This is a genomic window from Methylibium sp., from assembly GCF_965279545.1.
Taxonomy (GTDB): Bacteria; Pseudomonadota; Gammaproteobacteria; order Burkholderiales; family Burkholderiaceae_C; genus Methylibium.
Window position 1 is genome coordinate 337,449 of record NZ_OZ257250.1, and the last position, 20,862, is coordinate 358,310.

The following is a 20,862-nucleotide window of genomic DNA, read 5'->3' on the forward strand; positions in this document are numbered from 1 at the left end:
GCGGATCCCGCTCCTCGTGCCCGGTCTTGTGGCTCGTGTTCAGCGCACATGGCGGCAGCACCCCGAGGTGCTCCGTCTCGGCGGATTGATCGATCCTCACGCGTCTGGCGAGTCCGCGCGCGATCGGCGGGCATATTGTCTGAAAGTCATCGGCACCACCCGACGCGAACTCGAGCAACGCTTCGATTGGCGCCTGGAGAGGCTGGATGTCTTCTTCGTCGACAACCCGGATGCCAATGCGCATCTCATCCGCCATGGTGACCGCTATGGGATTGCCCTCTACGCAGGCCTCCCCGAGCTGATCCACGGGTACATCACGGCGGCGCTGGACGCACGAGAGTTCCTCCAGCTCTACCTCTCGGCGCAGGAGCGCGAGGAGTGGGCGCTGCGCTTTCTCGGCATGGTGGTCGAGCACGTCTATCTGCATGAGGCCGCACACGCGCTGCGCGGGCATTTGTTGTACCTGGAGCGGACAACGGGCGAGACCACCGTGGACGAGAGGTTCCGCTGGCAGCGTCGCTACATCGAACTGGATGCCGATGTGCATGCCGTCGACATGTGGCTGGCGATCACCGAGGCGGCAGACGACTTTCCTGCCTCAGACGACCTCCGGCTCGACCTCTACTTCCAGAAGCTGCTGACCCTGATCTTGCTCCACCATGCCTACGACCGCGATGGCGGTCCCGTGCTGCGACGTGGGCGGACCACGCATCCGGCCGCGATCCATCGCGCCATGCTCTTCGACCAGATGCTATTCGGCACGTTCATGGACCGCTACCAACTGCCTCGCAAGGCGATGCTGAACGTGCAGAACCAGGCATGGTGGGAGGCCAGCGTCGCTGCGCAGGCCGCGGGTCTGGTAAAGAACCGGTGGTGGGGCGACTCGGGCTCACGTCGCGGGGATCTGCAGTTCAAGCGGATGTGGCGCTACTTCGTGAACACGATCGGACCGCGCCTGGACCGGTTCGTCGAGGGCCTGCCTGACGATCTGGTTTGACAGGCCCAGGGGCGACCGCCGCGCACCACTACCAGGGACGGGTAATGGCGTTGCGCGAGCGCATCCAAGCGAGCAGCGCGGCGTCGCCGCCGGCGTCCTCGAACTGGCGCGACACCGTCGACAGGTAGCCGATGAGCAATGCGAGGTTTTCGTCGCGAGTCGGCGGAGATGCGTCGCCCGCCTTGCGCTTTCGGTAGTCGTACTCCTGTGCGATCACTTCGGGCAAGCGCAGCGTGTCGGCAGGAACTGCGACGCCGTTCGCCTGCAGAGCGGCCACGAGGTGCGCGCAGCGATCGGGCAGGTAGGGGTGCTCCGGGGAGCGCGTGCCGAGCGCGGCATGGGCAATGCCGAACAGGACGAACAGACGCGTGATGGCCGTGCATTGCCAACCTGGGTTCGGCCAGTGCATCGCGCGAACGGCCCATGCGTCGGCAGCGAGTTCCTGTTCCTGCTCTTCGGTCAGCAGCCACTCGGAGAGTTGACGAAATGCGGCCACGCCGTGGTTGCTCGGGCCGTCGGTGACGTGGCCTAGCGCAAAGTGTCCGCATTCGTGCAGGACCATGAACAACAAGCCCTGCATGAGCGCATCCGAGTCCAGGCCGAGCGAAAGCTTGGAAGCAACTTGGTCCGACAGGTCGGGCACCTCGCCGCCGTCACCCCTGAACCAGTCGTGGATCCACTCCAGTCCAGCCCAGTAAGCGAGCGACCGGGTCTGCAACATCGGCTCTGAGAGCGCGCCGGTCTGTGCAAGGTAATCGGCCATGCGGAAGCCGGCTGTGACCTGGTAGTGGAACTTGAGCAGGTCGATGAACTGCTCGCCCACGACGATGAACTCCATTCCTTCGAAAGGCGGCATGGCCGCCGCGACCGGGCCGGCGACCGGCACCACCATGAGGTGGCGCAGGAAGTGCGTCTGAGAGACCAGGGGCGCGGATTCGACGAACGTTTGCAGCGACTTGGCCACATGGGCGGTCCGTCGAAGTGCGCGCGTCGGCCAGGGGTCTGCCGACTTGCCGCTGGCGGAGGCTTGGAGCAACTCGCCCGGCCAGTACCGGGCGATGAAGTGGCGGGCTGCGCGCTCGAACAGCGCGGCGCCCAGGGACTGCGCGCTTGAGCCCGATGTCATTCCTTGCCGCCTTGCGAGATTGAATTCGGATCACCTTCGGCACGGGCAACGCCCAGGCCCGCCAGGTTGCGCCAGCTGAACGTTGACTCCCGAAAGACTTCGAGATCCAAGCCAGAGGCTTCGAACAGCCCACTCATCCCGCCCAGCGCGGCGTGCAGAGCCTCGGCCGGCCAACCATCGAACATGGGCTGATCGTCCATCGAGCGGATGTTGGCATGCTCGCGGCGGATATTGACGTGGGCGCCGCCGTGTCGCCGCAGATGCTCCTCGGCACCGATCTCGGATTGGATAGCGTCTCGCGCCGACGACAAGCTCCGCGCGCGTTCGAGCCGATTGACCGACAGTGGGTGTGTTGGCGCGCCTTCCGACGCTGCGAGTGTCTCCAGCATCATCGATGGCGCCAGCGCGTAGGTTGCCCAGCCATAGGCGAGGGCCTGGCCGGTGTCGGTGAGCGACTGGAAGGCGAAGTCGTCTGCCGCGAACTCTTCCAGTTGATAGGTGGACAGGTGTTCGTCCAGCACGAGTTCGCCACTGATCGAGGGGCGGGTGGCGGTCGACTCGGCCTGCAGGTGTCCGAGCTCGAAGTGACCCAACTCGTGCAGCAGGGTCCACCAAGCGGCGCCCATGAGCGTGTGGTGGAGTTCGACGTCAACGCCCGGTGGCGCGATGAGGAGACGGAAGTCCGGCAGCGGTTCAGCATGCGTCACGAAGCGATTGATCAAGGCGCCGAACAGGACGCTGACCCACGCCCGCGCGGATACGTCGGGGTAGTCAGGCTTCGGGAAGTTCGTGTCGAACAGCGACGGGAGGCCCTGCAGCGCATGACTCATGGCGATGTTCGCCACCGCAACGTCGAACAGGCCATCGAAGAGAAAGATGCAGTCCAGTCCCTGCCGCACCTTGGCGACCGCATTGCAGAGGGGCAACGGCACGGAGACGACGACACGCTTCGCGGCTGCGTCGATCGAGCGGTCGAGGATCAGGAAGCCGAAGGGCTGCATGGCTGCGGCCAGGTCCCGGGTTGCCGGCGACGACGAGGACACTTGCTGGGTCGCTGCGTTCGCAAGCTGGCGCAACTTCCATTTCGCCGGTGGGGCGCACGCTGCGGGCAACGCGGCAAGGCCTTCGTCGACCAGATCCAGCAGTTCGGCAGGGTCGAGGATCACGACGCGACCAGTTTCAAGCGTGGGGTTGGCCCGATGGTGTCGCGATTGCGCGCCATGGCGGAAGGTGCGTTCGTCATGATCAAACCGGAGCCCCGTCTCGGCTGAGCTCCTCACAGAACAGTCTCACCTCCGCGGGGTAGCCGTCTGGGGACAGGTTCTGGCGTCGCAATGCGACGGCCAGGAAGTACTCGTGGAAAGATCGGTGAAAGAAGTGCAACACCATGCCGTCGGCTTCGCGCGTGCGCATAGGCTCGAGCAAGGAAGTTGTCGTGTAGATGTCGCTCGGCACCTGATGGCCTAAGCGAGTCGCGGCCAGCTGATGCACCTGGGTTTCGTGGATCGACTCTGTCAGTTCGTGCAGTTCGCCGGAGTGGGCGGTCATCGCCACTGCAATGTCAGCCATCAGTTCCAGCAGATTCCAGATGAGCTGATCTTCGTTGTCGAACCCGAGGGGGGTCTTTCGATGCACGCCGAAGTCCCGAGCGAGCTTGAAGCGCGCCCATCTTCGGTACAGATCCGCTCGGGTGTGAAGCACGTTGGAACCTTCGTGCGCAACCAGATCGACAAGCATGGCGAGCAACAAGGGGTGCTGCAGCGCCAAATTGGCCATGACACCTTGTTCGAGTTCACTTCGCAGCGATCGAAGCTGTGACGACATGGGCTCTGTCGTTCGAGCCATCGCGCCATCAACGTACTGGCGTGCCTGGTCGATCGTCCAATGGTGCAGCTCAAGGAGGTCCACGTCTCCCTTGGCGTGCGAGCTACCTTCGCCGAGTGGTTGGGCGTATGAGAGGAAGTGATCGAGAAAGTGCTCTTTCCGAGTGGTCAGCACGATGCGACAACTGGCCCGGGACAACTCGTTCGTCAGCAGCTGGAAGCCGCGCATGGTCGAGTAGAAGCGGTTCTCATCGATCGCATCGATCAACAGGATGAACTTGGTGTCCTGCGCGCGCAGCCGGGCCGCGAGAATCGGCCCGGCCAGATGAACCAGCAGTCGCTTCTCACTGTCGTCGAACTCAGACCAGTCGTTGAAGAGCCCGAGGTAGGCGACGATCGAGCAAACCAGTTCGTTCTCGCTCTGAGTTCCTAACTCGGCGTGCGTGAGGGCAGCAGCAGGAACGTAAAGCAACCGGCGACCCGCCGTTTGGGAAAGGCGATGTGACAGTGTCGACTTGCCAGCCCCGAACGAACCGACCACGAGAGTCCAACCACGTCGATCGGCAGCGAGATCATCCAGCGGATCGCGGACCTCGACCGCGCCCTCCATTTGGAAGGACGGTAGCTCGAATCGACGCAGCGCCAGCCGCCCACGCTGGCAGGGGACGCGCTTGAGCACGACGTCTCCGAAGGTGAACCGCGACTGCTCATCCCGCCGGCGGGTATCGCCCAAGCGTTCAATTTCAGAGAGCATGCGCTGCGCCAGGCGTTCGTCAATCTCGCGCACAAGGCGATTGAGGTCCCAGACCAAAGCCCTGCCGGCTTTCCCGCTGGCGTGCAGCCGCGTCACTTCATGATCCAGACGGGCATCGAAGTCCCTATTCTGGCCGTGTCGGTTGTACACGAGCAGATAGGTCGCGCAGCGATGCGGTGAGGCGAGGAAGCTGTCGACCGACTTGCGAACCTGTGCGATTTGGGAGTCTCCCAGAGGTTCCTCGATCTGGAACCCCTTGCACTGCACCACCACCTCCAGTGGATCGCCCGGACCGACCAGCACATGATCGATGCCGCGCTGGTCGAGCAAGCCCAACGCCTTGGGGTTGACCAAGCTTGGCCACTTCACGCGCAACAACGGAAGGACTCGTTGCTCAAAGTCGCGTCCGGAACTGCTCTTGAGGTCCTCTGTGACGCGGCTCCATCGCTTGCTGCTGATTTTCTTGGCCACGGTCCTTCCTGCGTTCTGTACGGCCCCGGTTGGCCCCGTGACGCGCGCGCGTTCCGGGCCTTCGCTGAGGCGAATTCCAGTTTGGGTCAGTTACGTCACTGCGGCCGCGGTCATCCGCCTAAGGACCGTTCGGCCATTGTCGCCGCGCTCGACCTTTGTGAATGGGGCGATGCCCTTGCCCGGCACCCTCTGCATGCCCTGCGACTTTCAGCTCCATCGTCGGCGCGTTTGCGCCACACCTTGAACGCGGCGCATCGCGCGGGAGCATGAAGGCCAAACGAAAGGAGCCCTTCATGTTGCCGACCTTGAGCCATCCTGCGACTCTGCCGCTGCGCAGGATCGTGCAGGGCAACAACCCCCGCGAGTACTTCGATCCGGATGAGATGGCCGAACTCGAAGAGGGCCTGCGCGCGGCGGATGGCGTGGTGCAGCCCATCATCGTCCGGCCCATTCCCGGCTCCGACCTGTACGAGATCGTCGTGGGCGAGCGCCGCTGGCGCGCTGCCAAGAACGTCTTCGGAGACGACTACGACATGCCGGTGGTGGTCCGCGCGCTCAACGACGCGGCGGCCGAGGCCTTCGCTGTGATCGAGAACCACTACCGCGCTGCCATGTCCCATGCGGAGGAAGCGAAGGCGGCGCAGCGCCAGTTGTTGCGCCACAAGGGCAACAAGGAGGAAGCGGCGGCGAGGCTGGGCTGGAAGCCCGAACTGCTGGAGCGCCGACTGGCGCTGCTGACCTGCACGCAGGCGGTCCTGTCCGCGCTCACGCGCCGCCAGATCCAACTCGGCCACGCGGAGTTGCTGGCCGGCGTGCCTCCCGACAAGCAGGACAGTGTGCTCGCGGCGATCGTCGAGCGTCAGGTGCCGGTGGCGGTGCTCAAGGCGCAGTTGGGACGCTTCGCCAGACGACTGGCCGACGCCATCTTCGACACGGCCCAATGTGCGAATTGCCAGCACAACTCGGCTCGCCAGTCCGGCCTGTTCGACGAGTCCCTGGGGGACGGCTTCTGCCAGCACCCCACCCACTACGACGAGCTGACCCTGCAGGCGGTGCAAGCCAAGGCTGACGGGCTGCGCGACCACTACCCCGTGGTGCGCATCGTCAAGGCATCCGATGGCTTCACGCCGCTGCCGGTGGCCGAGGACGGAGCGCTCGGCGTCGGCCCGCAGCAATACGGCGCCTGCAAGGGATGTGCGTCGTTCGGCTGCGCCGTGTCGGCCTTGCCCGGCAGCTATGGCGAAGTGACGGCCTCCTTGTGCTTCGACGGCACTTGCAACAGCCAGATGGTGGCGGCGTGGCACAAGGTGCGCGTCGAGGGCCAGCGACAAGGCTCGGCCAAGCCAGCCGGGAGCGGCGGCAAGGGCATCGGCAAGTCCACGCCCCATCGGCTCGGGAAGGCGTCGTCGAAAGCCGCACCGCAGCCGACGAACCACACGCCGCAGCGCGTGGTGGAGCACCGAATTGCCCAATGGCGGAAGTGGGCGGCCAAAGACCTGATGGTCCAGCCCGAGCGCAACCGGCGCGTGATGATCGCGCTTGCGCGGTCCGGCCACGCCGGCGACGTGCGCATGGCCGAGTTCGGGCAGGCGGCGCGCAGGATTTCAGGGCCGTGGGTCGTGGAGGGACGGGACTTCGGCCGCATCCTTCCAGATGCCGACGCCATCGACACGCAGCACCTGGACCGGCTGATGCTGGCCGTGACGGCTTCAGCCGCCTTTGGCCTGAACCTGCAAGACCTGGAAGCGCTGTTGAACTATCTCGACGTAGACGAGCGCCGCCACTTCACATGGGACAGCCAGTTCCTCGAACTCTTCACGATGAGCGAACTGGAAGCCTTGGCGGGCGAAGTCGGCCTGCGCGCCAGGATGGGATCGGGTTTCAAGGTGGCGCGGGGCAAGAAGAAGAGCGAGTTCATCGCCGCGCTGCTCAAGGTGCCGGGTTTCACCTACGAAGGCACGGTGCCTGCCGTCATGTGCTACCCGCGTCGCCAGCCATCTGCCAAGCCGGGCGTCGAGGAAGGTGCCGAGGCGCAGGAGCCGCATGGACCAGCAGGGCAGGAGACGGACGTCGGACCGCCGCATGCCGAAGCCACCGAGCACACCGCGCTCGCAGCCTGAGCCACTGGAAATCCTCTCATGCCTTCGTAGCATGACTTCGAAGGCATTGCCTCTCAAAGGAGTCCGACATGACGATGTTTGAAGAACTGTTCGCGCTGGCCGCGAGCGCCACGCTGACGATGACGGTGAGCGCGAACGAGGCCACCGGGCGGATGACGATCAACGTGATCCCCAAGCCCCGCAAGGACGTGAACGAGCCGGCGCTGACGCAGCCGCTGAGCCTGACGGCGACACCGCAGGAGTTCGACGCGGGCTTCATCGCGGCGCTGAGCGGCTATCGCGAAGTGCGTCAGACCCTGGAGCAGCAGGCCGAGGCCACAAACGTCGTGATCGAAGCGGCGAAGGCCGCGTCGGTGAAGAAGGCGTGCGACGCCACGAGCAAGGCCGCGGGCAGCGCGAAGCCCGGCGGCGCGGCGTCCATGCCCCTGCCTGCCGCTTCGGCCGCGCGGTTGTCGGCACCTGCCGCTGTCGATCCGGACGAGCCTGACGAGGAGACTTCGAGTACCGCGGCTGCGCCGACGACGGCGCCGGACGTACGGGCGCCTGCGGCTGCAGGCGGCGACTCCTACGACCTGTTCGGCTGACGCCGGCCCGACCCGTTGCGCCGCCTTGCATCCTCGCCCTCGCTTGAGAGACTGGTGTGCAAGGCGGTCGAAGCGGATCGCCGAACCACTGAAACAAGGAGCGACACATCATGTCGATTGCCATCACCGAAATCAAGCGGGCCTTCCGCTACAACGGCATCCTGCTGCCGGACGTGCCGGGCCTGGAGCCCCGCGAAGTCCGTGACCTGTACAGCGCGCAGTACCCCGAGTTGGTGAGCGCCGAGATCGAGCCCGGCGAAGTGCGGGACGGCACGCAGGAGTTCACCTTCCGCAAGGCCGTGGGCACCAAGGGAACCGGCGAACCGGTGCAGCCCCGCACCGCCGCGCTGCTGGCCCGCATCGGCGCGGACGAGTCCGGCGCGGCGGGTGAGCCTTCCGGACTGTCGCGTGCCCTGTCTCGCCGCGACGTGGCGGCTCGCTCGGCCGCATGGAGCCGGTTCGCGCACGCCACGCTGGAGCAGCAGCGCCATGGCGTGTCGGCACATCGCACGAGCGCGACCAGCGACATGCTGAGCCCGCTCCCATGACAGTCGCCGATGCGCAGGCGCAAGCGCCGATGCGCCTGCCGGTCCCTGTGCTGGCGCTGCCCATGCTGAGCGCCCAGGTGCCGACCTCGGTCACGTCGACCCAGCAGGCCGCCGCGAACGCGGCCTTGTGCCGATTCCTGATCGAGGCCGGCGTGGTCCATGAAGATGACCTCCCGCAAAGCGAAGCCGACCCGCTCAAGGGGTGCGAGCGCGCCATCGACGCGTGGATCAAGCGCCAGATCGGACCATTGCACTGTCTGCAACCCCGGTTCGCAGTCAACGTGCTCGACGAGCATGGCCACCACCCTGGGATGCGCGACGGCCGGCAGACGGCCTACGCCCAACTGGACCTCTACTGGTGTGAGTACCAGGAGCACGAGTGGCCCGTGGGCGCGCGGCTGGAAGCACTGGACGCGGCGATGCACCACCTGGGGGCCACGGTCCTGCAGGTGCTGCGCGAGCAGAGCCGCTACGTCTACCCGCTGTTCACTCCCGACATTGCGGACGACGTGGCGTCCTACGTTTACTGGCAAGGCGAGCCGAACGAGGAAGCCGCGCTCGACATGATGTGCGAGGAGGGCGAGGAAGCGGACCGCGAGGCCATGCGCGAGGAAATGGTCACCCGCAAGATGCTGGACGAGGCCTACCCGGCATGGGCCCGGCGCTGGCTGGCCCGACCCGAGAAGGGCCTTCGTCGGCGAACGGGTCATGGCGGATGGCGTCCGTGCAACCTGCGACGGGCCGCGAAGACGCTGACGGACCCGCTCCAGCGGCAGATCGCTGTCGATGCATTGGCGCTGTCCCGCCTCTCGCTGGACGACACCTTCCGCCCCGACATCGACGGCGAGTACATCGGCTTCGGCGCGGTGCTGTCCTGGAGCGTTGGTGACGTCACCACCCGCATCTACGACGACCTACTCACCCTGGCGCATCAGGCCGAGTTCTGCGATCGCATGGGGGAGCAGATCATCCCGCTGGACGATCCCGGCGCGCTCACCGCGTGGGTCCACCGCATGGGCCAACGCTTTGAGGCGATCGCGCTGATCGACCGCTTGATCCACGCGCTCTGCGACTGAGACTGTTCTTCAGGAGGTCATCGCAGATGAACGAAGCCGAGTTTTCCATCCACACGCCGAGCGAGAACGTGCTGACGCTCGATCGGGCCGTGCTGCTCTACCACGGGCGCTCGGGCGGCGCGCTGGCCACCGTGCACGAGGTCATGACCGTGGACGGCGCCCCGGTGATCGGCGCCGGCCGCGCCATGACGGCCCAGGCCGCGCGGGAACTGGCAGCCGCGTTGCTCCAGCGGGCCGCTCACGGCGGTTTCCTGCCCGAGACGGTCCTGTACACCCACGGCGACGTGCTGCTGTGGTGGGTGCCTCCGGCGCGTCGGCACATTGCCTTTCACGTCGGAGAAGATCACGCTGAAGCCTTCGGCGGGCGCGAGCGTGGCGAGGTCGTGCCGCAGCCGGGGCTGGTCTTCGCCGCATCAAGCCGCACATGGCGAGTGTGGGCGGTCAAGGGCAACCGCCGTCCGACGCCGCAGACGCCGCTGTACCAGGGGCCGTACTTCAACGTCGATGCGCAATGCCGCATCTGCCAGGGCAACGTGCCGGTGCCCGAGGGCACGACCGTCGAGAAGATCGCCGCTTGGAACGACGCCTTCCTGCGCTCCTACTTCACCCACCCAAACGTGACGGGCAAGCTGGTGGGATACCGGGGCGGCTCCTACGCCTTCTGGCGCGACATGCTGGACCAGCGCTTTGCGAAGTTCCCGGAGCGCGTGCTGGTGGATGCCAAGACGACGCTGGGCGCGCTGCTCGGCGAGCGGGAGTCGGCATGATGGACGCACGCGACCAGGCCCTCCAGGCCACCTGTCCGGTAGTGGCCGCACCGCGCTTCGGTGCGTTGCCCGTCATGCCCAACGGCCAGCGCATCATCGTCGGCCGCAATGGCTGGTTCGTGCAGACGCGGCTCGACTGGCTCGACTGCATCGTGACGCTGGGCGACGGCCTGCCGCGCATGCGCTTGCCCTACGGCGATGTGGTCGAGCACCTGCGGTTCAGCTTCGGCATGCTGCCGATCCGGCTGATCGAGGCGTTCATCGCGCGTGGCCGCGCTTGCCTGCCCAACGAAGCCGCCGGCGTGCTCATCTACTCGCGCAGCTCTGGACGCCTGCGGTTGGCCATGTGCGAGCCCGAGCGCACCTCGCCCTCGCGCATCGACTACCGGCGCCCGCCGATGGCCGAAGACGAGACGGTGGCGGTGGACCTGCATACGCACGGCCGTGCCCCGGCCTTCTGGTCAGGTCAGGACGACCGGGACGACCAGGGCATCAAGGTGGCGGGCGTCTTCGGCCTGCTCGACCAACCTGCGCCTTCGGCCCGCTTCCGGCTGGTCATCAATGGGCTCTACAAGCCGCTGGAGCGTCACCCGTGGTGCGGCCCCGTCGCCGCTGACGGCATCGCCTCACGCAGCGGTCCGAGCGCACCGGATGAAAGCTGGATGCATCGCGTGCTGTGGCGCTGGCGGCACCTGCAGGGGCCACTGGGTTGAAGGCGGAACCGCCAACGAGACACTTGCTGCAAGGAACCCAAGGGAAGCGAAGATGGAACACCTGATCGACCCGAAGCTGCTGGAGCGCCGCGTGGCGATCCATCTGGTCGGCGTGGGCGGCAACGGCGCACAGATGGCCGCTTGCCTGGCCCGTCTGGACATTGCGATGCGCGCGCTCGGCCACCCCTACGGCCTGCACGTCACGGCCATCGACGGCGACCGCGTCAGCGAAGCGAACGTGGGGCGGCAGCTCTACAGCACCGCTGACATCGGCAAGCACAAGGCGCTGGTCACGGTGCACCGGCTCAACCAGTTCTACGGCCTGGATTGGGAGGCGTACCCCGCGCGCTACGAGGACTTCATCGATGCACACCGCATGGGGCGTCGTGCCGACATCCTGGTCAGTTGCGTGGACAGCCGTTCGGCACGTCGTGCGTTGCACAAGGAGGTCTTTCACCCACACGCCAACTTCCGATACTGGCTGGACCTCGGGAACACCGACTCGACGGCGCAAGTGGTGCTCGGCCAGGCACGCAGCCACGGCACATCAGCCGGCGACGGCCCGCGTCTGCCCTGCGTCACCGACCTGTTCCCCGAACTGTTGGACACGTCCATTCCCGACGACAACCGGCCTTCCTGTTCGGTCCGCGTCTCGCTCGCCTCGCAGGGCCTGTTCGTCAACGACGTGGCCGTGCGCTTTGCGGCCCAACTGCTCTACGAGTTGTTCTCCACGGGCCGGCTCTCAGAGCATGGCGTGATGGTCAACCTGGACTCCAAGCGCAGCGGCCCGATCGAGGTCGATCCGCGAACCTGGGAACGCTTCGGCTATGTGGAAGCGGCCGAGCCCGATCTGGTCAACGATTTGGCATGACGGTAGGTGCAGCATGCTGAAGACCTGGGACGTCTACCTTCACCGCGACGGGCGGTCGCAGCGCATCGGCGAAGTGCAGGAGCGCACCGAGACGCTGGCCCGCTGCGCCGCGCTGAGCCGGTTCGGCGTCAGCGACGAGGAGGCGCAGGCCGGTCGCAGTGGCCCCGGTGGCGAGGCGATCTACCCTGACGATGAGTTCGAGGTGACCCCACGGTAGCAAGAAGGGGCGGCCCTGGGGCAGGGTGTCATCCATGTCATCCACGACGCGGCCTTCGCGCCAGAGGGCTTCAACCCAGGTGTCGACGCCGCTGGCATGCTGCGCAACCTGGCGCGCTTCGCGCTGCCGGTCAAGATGATGAGGCAGCGTCCAGCCCTTGTTCGTCGCTTGAGCCTGGCAGGCGGCCCGGCACCTGGCTGGGCGTAGCAACCGGATTTCCGCAATAGGCGGCTGAGGCGCGGATGCGCGCATGACCGGCCAGTTGTGAGACCGCCTCCCGAGCCACCCGATCCAACTCGGGCGCCACGGGCCCGCCGCCTTGGACCGGCGACGCTTCGCCAGTGATCTGCTGATAGACCTCGTTCAACACCTCATGCCGCAGGCCGTGGGCGGTAGCTCCACGCTCGCGCAGCGTGACGCCGAACTTCTCCAGCACGTAGTCGAAGCGCCGCAGGTTCTTTCGCAGATCGCGCGCCGGGTCGCCCATGTGGGCATCGCGGCTGCTGACCACGCTTTGCGCGTGCGACAACGCCGCCAGCCGGGCAGGGCTGTCGAGCGCAATCCAGCGCACCCGACCGCCCTTGCCCTTGACCCACGCGTACCGATCCGCCTGCCGTTGGTCCGCTGGCAGACCCGTTTCGCTGAAGGGCAGGACGTGCTCGAAGGGGCGGAACTGCAGCGACTCCTTGCGCCGCAGACCCATCGCCTGGATCAGCCTGAGCGAAGCACCGACGTGAGCATCGAACGCGCTGACCTGGGCGATCAACCCGTCAACGTCGATGCCCTGGCCCGACCAACTCTTGTCGCGCTGAGCGGACTCATGGCGCTGATACTCGTCGAGCATCAAGCCGTAGTAGGCCGGCGAGCGCACAAAGCCATGCTTGCCCATCCACATGCCCAGCCCACGCAAGAAGCTGAAGTAGGTCTGGACGGTGGCCGGCGCCAGGCGCTCGCGTTGCCAGACTTGCACCATCGCCCGGATGTGCTTCTGTCCTAGATTGCGAGGGTCCGGCACAGTCTTGAACCCCGCCTTGAGCTTCAGGTCGCGGAAGAAGCGTCGAAGGAACTGCGCGCGATCGTGGCGTGTCTTGTGTGAGACGGTTTTCTCCAGCGCGGTGTGCAGGGTGTTGAAGAGCTCAATCAGCACATCCAGCACCTTCAGCGGAGGCGCCCTGCCAGGGATGTGGCGCGCGAGGACTTCTTCCGGCGTCATGCCCGCCCAACTCTGACGGCGCTGGGGCTGATAGCGGCTGGACCGCCCTGGACTGGGGGTCTTCTGGCGTCGGCGGCGAGACGAACCCAGAACAACGGGGCGGTGTTTGTGACGGAGGGGCTGGCGGTGGTTCCCGAGAGACATGGTTGTGCTCCATGGCGAATGTCCGCCGCCCGCACGGCAGACTGGTCAACGACGACGTGGAATCCTCAGCTGCCATCGGCAGGGCGGGTTCCGTCGCCAAGCCGGTCGGTGGTCAAGTGATTCGGTGCCGCGCGCGACCACGGCGGCGCGGCACCTACCCAAAGGGTTCGCGGTCCCGCACTTGCGCGGGCCCACTCGGTCGGTCTTAAAAATACAAATGGGTGATCCGTCCCGCGCGTGCATTTCTGCAACTGCGGGGTTGGTGACGCCGGCCGGCCTCTGGGGCTGGCGATCGGCATCGGCGGCAAGGTCAGGCCTTGCACGCCACTGGTGGATCAGTTCTGAAATCGTAGCGCCATCGACTCGCATGGGTCCGCCCCTGACCGAAAGTCCAGGGCAGTGCCGAGTCTGTGAGCGGGGGCGAGCGGGGAGCCCATCAGGGCAAACACAACCGCGCGCTGCGTGGAACGCGTGCTCAGGTGATGGCGGGAACAATGGGTGCGGCATCGGGTGCCGACTGGTGGATCGAAGGCGGTGGCGCGTTTCAGGAACGCCCGGCGCTGAACGCCGGCAAGGCCACGGGCACATGCACTACGAAAAAGACCTCGGGGCCGCCACCTCATGGGGCTGCGGCTGTTCCGGTTCGAGACCGGAGCTTGAAGGGCAGGTAACGACTGCGACGCCTTTTGCTCCGGGTGGAGCGTGGCCAGGACGGCCAACGGGAAACCGTAGTTGACGCTGGACCGGCGCCTGGGTCAAGCAGCGGGCGCCGCAACGGGCTTGGTATCGCGGCGATTGATGGTGGCGAATGCCGGGGCGGGAGCTGCCGGTGAGTCACATTTATTGTCCCGAAGGGTCAGCGAGCGAGGCTGCGTGCGGGGTTGACAAGCAATCCCGCTGCCTCTGGTCCAGGGCGGAACCCTTCTGGCTGTTGCGGCAGGTCGGCGCTGGCAGCTCCCTTGGAGCCGCGAGCGGGGTTGACAGACCTCATTCGGGTGAGACCGTAGCTCGACATGCAGCCCTCTACGAAGCGCACGAGCGAACCACTCGCGTTCGGATGTGAGTCGATGACGTTGTGGTCGGACCCGAGTTCGAGCTGGTCGCGATATCGGGCGTTTTGGAGGGGTGTTCTGCGTGGACGCGTCGCATCGGCATGTCGATGCTGACCCCACCTTGAACCTCAAACGGAGCCCTCCCATGGAATTGATCATCCGAGCGGTGGATGTCGGATTCGGCAACACCAAGTTCGTCACCGGCATCGGTGGTGGCCGCGCCAGCGACATTCGCTGCGCCAGCTTCCCGTCAAGGGCCTATCCCAGCCCGCGCGACCCGTCAAAGGCTCTGGGCAGCGAAGGACGCAAAACCTTCGCCATCCCGATCGGCGGTCTGTACTACGAGGTCGGGCCGGACGTGATGCTGGCGGCCGACGCCTTCCGCGCCACCGAGATCCACGGCGACTACATCGAGACGCCGCAGTACCTGGCGCTGGCGCGCGGCGCGCTGCGGATGATGAAGGTCGACACCATCGACCTGTTGGTGGTCGGCTTGCCGGTGGCGGTCTTCGCCGCCAAGAAGGCAGCCCTCGAGAAGCTCATGACCGGCCGCCACGACGTCGGCGGCGGCAAGACCGTGGTAGTGCACAAGGCTCTCGCGATGGCGCAGCCCAACGGCGCGCTGATCGACTACGCCACGCAACACGACAAGGTCGAGGCGATGGAGCACGAGCAGAGCCTGGTCATCGACCCGGGCTCGCGGACCTTCGACTGGCTGGTCGCGCGCGGCATGAAGCTCTCGTACAAGCAGAGCTACTCGGTGGACCGCGGTGTCTCGAACATCCTGCAGCTGGTCGCCGACGACATCAGTCAGGAGATCGGGCAGCCCTACACGAACCTGGACAGCATCGACTGGGCGCTGCGCAATGGCAAGACCCTCACGGTCTACCAGCGCCAGTACAACCCGGCGCGCATGCGGCCGATGGTCGAGATCATCGCCAAGGATGCCGTCGCCGCCATGATGCGGCGCATCGGCGGCGCCTTCAACGTGCAGCACGTCATTCTGGTGGGCGGCGGCGCTTTCCTGTTCAAGAAGGCGGTCAAGCAGGCGTTCAGCACGCACCAGATCCTCGAGGTAAAGGAGCCGATGTTCGCCAATGTGCGCGGCTACCAGATCGCAGGAGCGAACTATGCGCACACCGCGCTGACCAGCGCGAGCCGGCAGCGCGCGGCGGCATCGGAAGGAGAGGGCGCATGACACAAGATGCGAAGCGTTCTCAAGAGCCGGTGCGGCTGCTGTTCGAGATGACGCGTGACGACAACCCGCGCCTGTACGACGACCTGATCCGATTCAACAAGGGCACGAAGCGGGTGAACCGGTTGCGGTTTCTGGCGCACGAGGGGCTGATTGCGCAGCACTGGATGGGGGCGCAAGGAGTTGCGGCAATAGGGCCGCTGGCAAGCCCGGAAAGCGATCCGAGCGTCAGGCTGTCGGTCGCGCGTCATACCAACCAGGTCTTCGAAGCGCCGCCGGTCGGAGAGGGGTAGATGAAGAAGCATGCCACCCGACCGCGTGATGCGGTCAGCGCGTCCGAACTGGCGGAGATGGGTGTGTGCGAGCGAAGAGTGTTGCTGGCGCATCGCCACGGGCCCCGGCGGACGTCGGCGCAACGACGGGCAATGCGGCGAGGCTTGCGGGCGCACGAGGGGTTTCATCGCGATGGGCTTGCCGCCAAAGAGGGAGCGAATCGCCAGCGCCGCCCCACGGTGTTTGCTTCGGTCGGCCGGTGGTTCGTGGGCCTCTGTACGCGCATCGCACTCGCTGTGCTGTGCGGGCTCGCTGGTCGCAGCCATCGGGCTCGAGATCGAGGAGAAGGCGGATGAACTGGCCTGCTTGGGCGCTGCTGACGCTCGCCCTGACACTCGGCATGATCGTGGCCGTGCGGCGTCGACGCGCGGCGCTGGCTGATTGCATGGAGAGGGCCAGTCGACCTTTGGACTTGAAGGATGCGGAACTGATCTACCTGGAGAAGCGGTTCGACGTGTCGGCGCCGGTGCGGCTCTCGACCAGGCTTGATCGCGCTTACCGGATGCCGTCGGGTCTGGTCGTGCTCTTGGAGCTGAAGACCCGCAGCGTCAATCGTGTGTTCCCGGCGGATGTGATTCAGCTGTCGGCGCAGAAGTTGGCGCTCGAGCGTCAGACCCGGCACGTTGTTGCGCGACACGGCTATGTGGTTGTCCAGATGCCGGACGGCGCGCGCGAGGCGCAGCGCGTCCAACTGGTCCCGGGAGAGGCGGTGGTCGCGCTGGTCAGGCGGCGCGAGGCCGTCCTGGCTGGCCTGATCAATCCAAGGCCTGCGGCGTCGGTCGGGGTGTGCCGCGCCTGCGCCTATCGATCCATCTGCCCGGATCGCCAGGGCATGTAGATCGTCTCACGCCGGCCAATCGCGAAACGCCACGTCCTTTGGCGTCTCTCTTCCTGGGTCATTCGGCGCACTCACGTGAGCATCTGGCTTTGTCGTCCATACACTGGGCTTCAGCCCTCGCCAGCCATGAATCACGAATTGATCAGCCAAATCTGCTTCGCCGAAATCTACGTCGTTCCCTCTCACCAGACGGCCCGTTCTCTGTTCACCCGGCTGCCGCACGGCATGGCCTACGCTGACACGCTGATCGAGTGCATTGCGACTGGCTACCTTATCGCGGTCGTCGAGTCGATTTGCATCAAAGAGATGCAGCAGCACATCGACCCCGACATCGAGGTTGTCGTCGGGCGCAGCATCCGCATCGAACATCGTGCGCCGATCCCTCCAGGCGCGGCCATTCGCGTGTCGGGCTGGGTCGAACAAGTGGGAAGACGCAGCACGACGTTCTGCATCCGGGCGTTCGATGATCACGAGCTTGTCTGCGAAGGCCAAGTGACGTTGGTGGCTGCCGATCGCGAGTCAATCGAGTCGAGAATTGCGACCAAGATCAACGGCCTCCATGACTTGCGCGCTGGCGCGTAGTGCAGTACTCAACTTCCTCGGGAGCTTGCCTATGTACCCGTCCGTTGCCTGATCCCAACGACGTTGAAAGCTTCGCCTCGACTCGTTGCCGCGAGCAGCATCGCCCAGCGCGACAAAGCGAGCTTGCGCTCTTCGAAGTAGTCGTACTGGTTGTACACGCCCTCGACATCGCGGACTTTGTGATTCAGAGCTCGTTCGGCGACGAAGCGATCCACGCCCAGCGCGGCCATGTGGGTGCGTGCGGTCCTGCGCATGTCGTGCACGGTGAAGTGTTCGATGTCGTCGAGCGGCAGCCGTTTGAGCGCGACGTTCAGCGTGTCCGGGCTGACGTGCTCGAAACGGTTCTTGCGGGGTACGCCGGCTTTCATGTGAATGAGCCGTCGGGCCGGGAAGAGATGGTCGCTCCCGCACGCGAACACCTTCAGTTCCTTCAGCCACTCGACCACCGAGGGGGCAAGGGGAATGTCGATCGCGGATTTCATCTTGGTCCGTGACGGGCGAAGCAGCCACACGCCATTGTCGAGATCGAACTCGGACCACTTCGACGACAGCAACTCCATCTTCCGGACGCACAGCGCCAACAACAGCCATACGGCCAGTTCGTTGAGGCGGCCGAAGTTCGGTGTTTCGCGCATCGCCTTCGCCAGCGCCGCGAGTTCTTCCCGGTTGAGCCAGCGCACCCGCGACTGTTCGGTGCCGCCAGCGTCGGAGATCTCAAAACCGTAGACGGGGTTGGAGTCGATCCACTTCCGCTTCACAGCGAAGTGGAACATGCGGAACATGTACCGCAACGCGTCGTTCGCGACAGTGGGCGCCCCGCCTGCAACGATCTTGGTGAGGACACCGTCGATGTGAACGGGGCGGACTTCTTCGACCGGCAGCTTTCCAATGGCCGGCTTGATGTGACGGCGGAGGACGCGCTCCACGACTTCAGGGTGCTTGTATTTGTCAGCGATGTGTCGCTCGTACCAGATCTTGGCCAAGCCTTCGACGTTGTGCATGTCGATGGCCTTGAGCTTCTCTCGTCGCTTGGCGGCCCCAACGTCCACGCCTTGCTGGAGCAGCGCTCGATCCTTGCGAGCGAGCTCTCTGGCGTCCTTGAGAGAGACATCAGGGTAGCGTCCGAGCGTCTTCTCTTTCGCGCGTCCGCCGTAGCGGTATCGGAGCACCCAGGAGGCTTTTCCCCTGCGCGCACTTGCAACCGTTGCAACGAAGGTGAGGCCGTCGCCGACCCCCCGATCCGTTGGGCCGGCGTTGAGCCAAGCCCTCAAATTCTTGTCTGTAGCGTTTGTCTCAAACCCAGTCATGGCGCGGCCTCCAGCGGAATCTGTGGGGGAAAAAATCGGGAGTTCGCCCGAACGTGGGTGGAACCAAATTTCCCCCACAATTTCCCCCACACAAAGCGTGCGCTTCGCTGGGACGGTCCGCTACCTCATGAGACCAATTGCCATTGTGAATCAACGACTTATCGAGGTGTTTTGGGGTGGCAAGACACCCTAGAAAACCCTACTCGATGTTCTGCACTTGTTCGCGCATCTGCTCGATCGCGACCTTCATCTCGACCGAGATCTGCGTGAGTTCCAGCGCGGCGGACTTCGAGCCCAGCGTGTTGGCCTCGCGCTGCAGCTCCTGGATCAGGAAGTCGAGCCGCTTGCCGAGCTCGCCGCCGGCCTGCAGCAGGCGGTCGATCTCGTCGAGGTGGGCGCCGAGCCGGGCCAGCTCTTCGGCCACGTCGATGCGGATCGCGTAGGCCGCTGCTTCATTCAACGCGCGCTCCTGGAGCGCCTGCTGCGGCAAGGTCTGGGCGGCACCGCTCGCCTCGAGCGCCTCCTGCCAGCGTTCCAGAAAGCGCTGCTGCTGGCGCTGCACGACCTGCGGCACCAGCGGTTGCGCGTCGCGCGCCAGTTCGCGCAGCCGGTGCACGCGCTGCATCAGCACCGCCACCAGTTTCTCGCCTTCGCGCGCCCGTGCTTCGACCAGGCCGGCCACCGCACGCCGGGCGGCATCCAGGGCGGCTTCGTCGTGTCGGACGGCCGGTGCCGCGCCGCGACACCACTGCAGCACCTCGTGCACCGACAGCGGAGGAGCCTTTGGCAGCCAATTCTGTACGGTGCTCTCGAGGCGCGACAGCGTGTGCAGCTGCTCGGTCTGCGGTTGCGGCCAGGCCGCAACCGCGTCGTCGCGCGTCGCCAGCCGCAACTCGACCTTGCCGCGCCGCAGTTGGCCGGCGATCAGCTCACGCAGCGCCGGCTCCAGCGAGCGCATTTCGTCAGGCACGCGAAATGCGATGTCGAGAAAACGGCTGTTGACCGAGCGCAGTTCGACCACCACCCCGGCGCACGAGGTGTGCCCGCCGTCGCTGGCGTTTTCCCCTGTGGTGACGGCCCCGGTCGATGCGTTTGCATAACCGGTCATGCTGTAAACTGGCATCGAATTTATCGCATTGCAAAATCCGATTATGTCAAAGCTGAAACCCGCGCCACTGCCTGCGGGCACTGTGGTCGGGGGTTACCAGGTCATCAAGAAGTTGGCGGCCGGAGGCTTTGGTGTCGTCTACCTCTGCGAAGACAGCGAGCGCAGACTGATCGCGCTGAAGGAGTACCTGCCGGCGTCGCTGGCCGAGCGCTCCGTCGGGGAGTTGACGCCGCGCGTCAAGCCCGAGAAGCAGCCGCTGTACCGCCTGGGCCTGAAGAGCTTTTTCGAGGAGGGCCGCTCGCTTGCGCAGATCAGTCACCCGAGCGTGGTCTCGGTGCTGAACTTCTTCCGCGAGAACGAGACCGTCTACATGGTGATGAACTACCTGCAGGGGGACACCCTGCAGGACTTCATCGTCACTGCTCGCGATCTGAAGCGCGACAAGGTTTTCAGGGAATCGACGATTCGTTCACTGTTCGACGAGATCCTGCGCGGCCTGCGCATCGTGCATCAGCACAAGATGCTGCACTTGGACATCAAACCGGCGAACATCTTCATCACGAACGACAACAAGGCGGTCATGCTCGACTTCGGGGCGGCCCGCGAGGTGCTGTCGAAGGAGGGCAATTTCATCCGCCCGATGTACACGCCTGGCTTCGCCGCGCCTGAGATGTACCGGCGCGACGGTACGCTGGGGCCCTGGACCGACATCTACGCGATCGGCGCGTGCATATACGCCTGCATGCAGGGCTATCCGCCGAACGACGCGCCTCAGCGGATCGAGAAGGACCGTCTCGGGCTGTCGCTGTCGCGGCTGCGCAACGTGTACTCCGACAACCTGATCGAGGTGACCGAATGGTGCATGTCGCTCGACCCGCTGTCGCGTCCTCAGAGCGTGTTTGCGCTGCAGAAGGAACTCGCGCGCGAGACCGAGCGGCGCTACACGAAGCTCAGTTTCAGCGAGCGGCTGAAGTTGCAACTCGAGAACATCAAGACGGGCGCCAAGGCGTGAACATGCCCCTA

At 65.4% G+C, this 20,862-nt stretch carries 20 protein-coding genes; 14 read left to right on the forward strand and 6 right to left on the reverse strand.

Features of this window, described 5'->3' with window-relative positions; genetic code table 11:
• The first annotated feature begins 67 nt into the window (after positions 1-67).
• On the forward strand, positions 68-997 hold the full coding sequence (locus tag ACQY9S_RS01575; RefSeq protein ID WP_428422821.1) for a hypothetical protein: 930 nt from the start codon (positions 68-70) through the stop codon (positions 995-997).
• A gap of 28 nt (positions 998-1,025) precedes the next feature.
• Here ACQY9S_RS01575 and ACQY9S_RS01580 read toward each other — a convergent pair whose 3' ends face one another.
• The 3 genes from ACQY9S_RS01580 to ACQY9S_RS01590 form a co-directional block, all read right to left on the reverse strand.
• Positions 1,026-1,961: a hypothetical protein gene (locus ACQY9S_RS01580; RefSeq protein WP_428422822.1), complete on the reverse strand. Its 936-nt coding sequence runs from the start codon at positions 1,959-1,961 to the stop codon at positions 1,026-1,028.
• Between the two features lie 158 nt (positions 1,962-2,119).
• Positions 2,120-3,289 carry a hypothetical protein gene (locus tag ACQY9S_RS01585; protein WP_428422823.1) on the reverse strand — a complete coding sequence of 390 codons (1,170 nt, stop codon included), beginning with the start codon at positions 3,287-3,289 and terminating at the stop codon, positions 2,120-2,122.
• A gap of 79 nt (positions 3,290-3,368) precedes the next feature.
• The gene (locus tag ACQY9S_RS01590; protein WP_428422824.1) at positions 3,369-5,171 is read right to left on the reverse strand and encodes a hypothetical protein; all 1,803 of its coding nucleotides are present in this window, start codon (positions 5,169-5,171) and stop codon (positions 3,369-3,371) included.
• A 293-nt stretch (positions 5,172-5,464) separates the two neighbouring features.
• Here ACQY9S_RS01590 and ACQY9S_RS01595 point away from each other — a divergent pair, with 293 nt between their 5' ends.
• The 8 genes from ACQY9S_RS01595 (at position 5,465) to ACQY9S_RS01630 (ending at position 12,067) form a co-directional block, all read left to right on the forward strand.
• Positions 5,465-7,291 carry a PRTRC system ParB family protein gene (locus tag ACQY9S_RS01595; protein ID WP_428422825.1) on the forward strand — a complete coding sequence of 609 codons (1,827 nt, stop codon included), beginning with the start codon at positions 5,465-5,467 and terminating at the stop codon, positions 7,289-7,291.
• A gap of 68 nt (positions 7,292-7,359) precedes the next feature.
• Positions 7,360-7,875, forward strand: a complete 516-nt coding sequence (locus tag ACQY9S_RS01600) for a PRTRC system protein E (RefSeq protein ID WP_428422826.1) — start codon at positions 7,360-7,362, stop codon at positions 7,873-7,875.
• Between the two features lie 110 nt (positions 7,876-7,985).
• The gene (locus ACQY9S_RS01605) at positions 7,986-8,423 is read left to right on the forward strand and encodes a PRTRC system protein C (protein ID WP_428422827.1); all 438 of its coding nucleotides are present in this window, start codon (positions 7,986-7,988) and stop codon (positions 8,421-8,423) included.
• A complete protein-coding gene (locus ACQY9S_RS01610; protein ID WP_428422828.1) occupies positions 8,420-9,499 on the forward strand; it encodes a PRTRC system protein F in 1,080 nt (359 codons plus the stop codon). The genes ACQY9S_RS01605 and ACQY9S_RS01610 overlap by 4 nt, the downstream gene beginning before the upstream one ends.
• A 26-nt stretch (positions 9,500-9,525) precedes the next feature.
• Positions 9,526-10,266, forward strand: coding sequence for a PRTRC system protein B (locus ACQY9S_RS01615; RefSeq protein ID WP_428422829.1), 741 nt, complete (start codon positions 9,526-9,528; stop codon positions 10,264-10,266).
• Positions 10,266-10,979 (forward strand): PRTRC system protein A, encoded by a 714-nt coding sequence (locus ACQY9S_RS01620; protein ID WP_428425549.1) that lies wholly within the window; start codon positions 10,266-10,268, stop codon positions 10,977-10,979. Before ACQY9S_RS01615 ends, ACQY9S_RS01620 begins: the two co-directional genes overlap by 1 nt.
• Positions 10,980-11,031: 52 nt before the next feature.
• Positions 11,032-11,850, forward strand: coding sequence for a PRTRC system ThiF family protein (locus ACQY9S_RS01625; protein WP_428422830.1), 819 nt, complete (start codon positions 11,032-11,034; stop codon positions 11,848-11,850).
• A 13-nt stretch (positions 11,851-11,863) separates the two neighbouring features.
• Positions 11,864-12,067 carry a hypothetical protein gene (locus ACQY9S_RS01630; RefSeq protein WP_428422831.1) on the forward strand — a complete coding sequence of 68 codons (204 nt, stop codon included), beginning with the start codon at positions 11,864-11,866 and terminating at the stop codon, positions 12,065-12,067.
• Between the two features lie 130 nt (positions 12,068-12,197).
• Here the strand turns inward: ACQY9S_RS01630 and ACQY9S_RS01635 are convergent, their stop codons facing one another.
• Positions 12,198-13,280, reverse strand: a complete 1,083-nt coding sequence (locus ACQY9S_RS01635) for a phage integrase N-terminal domain-containing protein (RefSeq protein ID WP_428422832.1) — start codon at positions 13,278-13,280, stop codon at positions 12,198-12,200.
• A 1,341-nt stretch (positions 13,281-14,621) separates the two neighbouring features.
• Between ACQY9S_RS01635 and ACQY9S_RS01640 the strand changes: the two genes are divergently transcribed.
• The 4 genes from ACQY9S_RS01640 (at position 14,622) to ACQY9S_RS01655 (ending at position 17,424) form a co-directional block, all read left to right on the forward strand.
• Positions 14,622-15,674, forward strand: a complete 1,053-nt coding sequence (locus ACQY9S_RS01640) for a PRTRC system protein D (protein WP_428422833.1) — start codon at positions 14,622-14,624, stop codon at positions 15,672-15,674.
• Positions 15,671-15,964 (forward strand): hypothetical protein, encoded by a 294-nt coding sequence (locus ACQY9S_RS01645; RefSeq protein WP_428422834.1) that lies wholly within the window; start codon positions 15,671-15,673, stop codon positions 15,962-15,964. Before ACQY9S_RS01640 ends, ACQY9S_RS01645 begins: the two co-directional genes overlap by 4 nt.
• Before the next feature lie 332 nt (positions 15,965-16,296).
• Positions 16,297-16,842, forward strand: coding sequence for a PD-(D/E)XK nuclease family protein (locus tag ACQY9S_RS01650; RefSeq protein ID WP_428422835.1), 546 nt, complete (start codon positions 16,297-16,299; stop codon positions 16,840-16,842).
• Positions 16,843-16,968: 126 nt separating this feature from the next.
• A complete protein-coding gene (locus tag ACQY9S_RS01655) occupies positions 16,969-17,424 on the forward strand; it encodes a thioesterase family protein (protein WP_428422836.1) in 456 nt (151 codons plus the stop codon).
• A gap of 29 nt (positions 17,425-17,453) precedes the next feature.
• Here ACQY9S_RS01655 and ACQY9S_RS01660 read toward each other — a convergent pair whose 3' ends face one another.
• Together ACQY9S_RS01660 and ACQY9S_RS01665 are read right to left on the reverse strand one after the other, a co-directional pair.
• Positions 17,454-18,731 carry a tyrosine-type recombinase/integrase gene (locus ACQY9S_RS01660; RefSeq protein ID WP_428422837.1) on the reverse strand — a complete coding sequence of 426 codons (1,278 nt, stop codon included), beginning with the start codon at positions 18,729-18,731 and terminating at the stop codon, positions 17,454-17,456.
• Positions 18,732-18,930: 199 nt separating this feature from the next.
• Positions 18,931-19,839: a YicC/YloC family endoribonuclease gene (locus tag ACQY9S_RS01665; protein ID WP_428422838.1), complete on the reverse strand. Its 909-nt coding sequence runs from the start codon at positions 19,837-19,839 to the stop codon at positions 18,931-18,933.
• A gap of 43 nt (positions 19,840-19,882) precedes the next feature.
• Here ACQY9S_RS01665 and ACQY9S_RS01670 point away from each other — a divergent pair, with 43 nt between their 5' ends.
• Complete coding sequence (locus ACQY9S_RS01670; protein WP_011830291.1) at positions 19,883-20,851, forward strand: serine/threonine protein kinase; 969 nt, start codon at positions 19,883-19,885, stop codon at positions 20,849-20,851.
• Positions 20,852-20,862 lie beyond the last annotated feature (11 nt).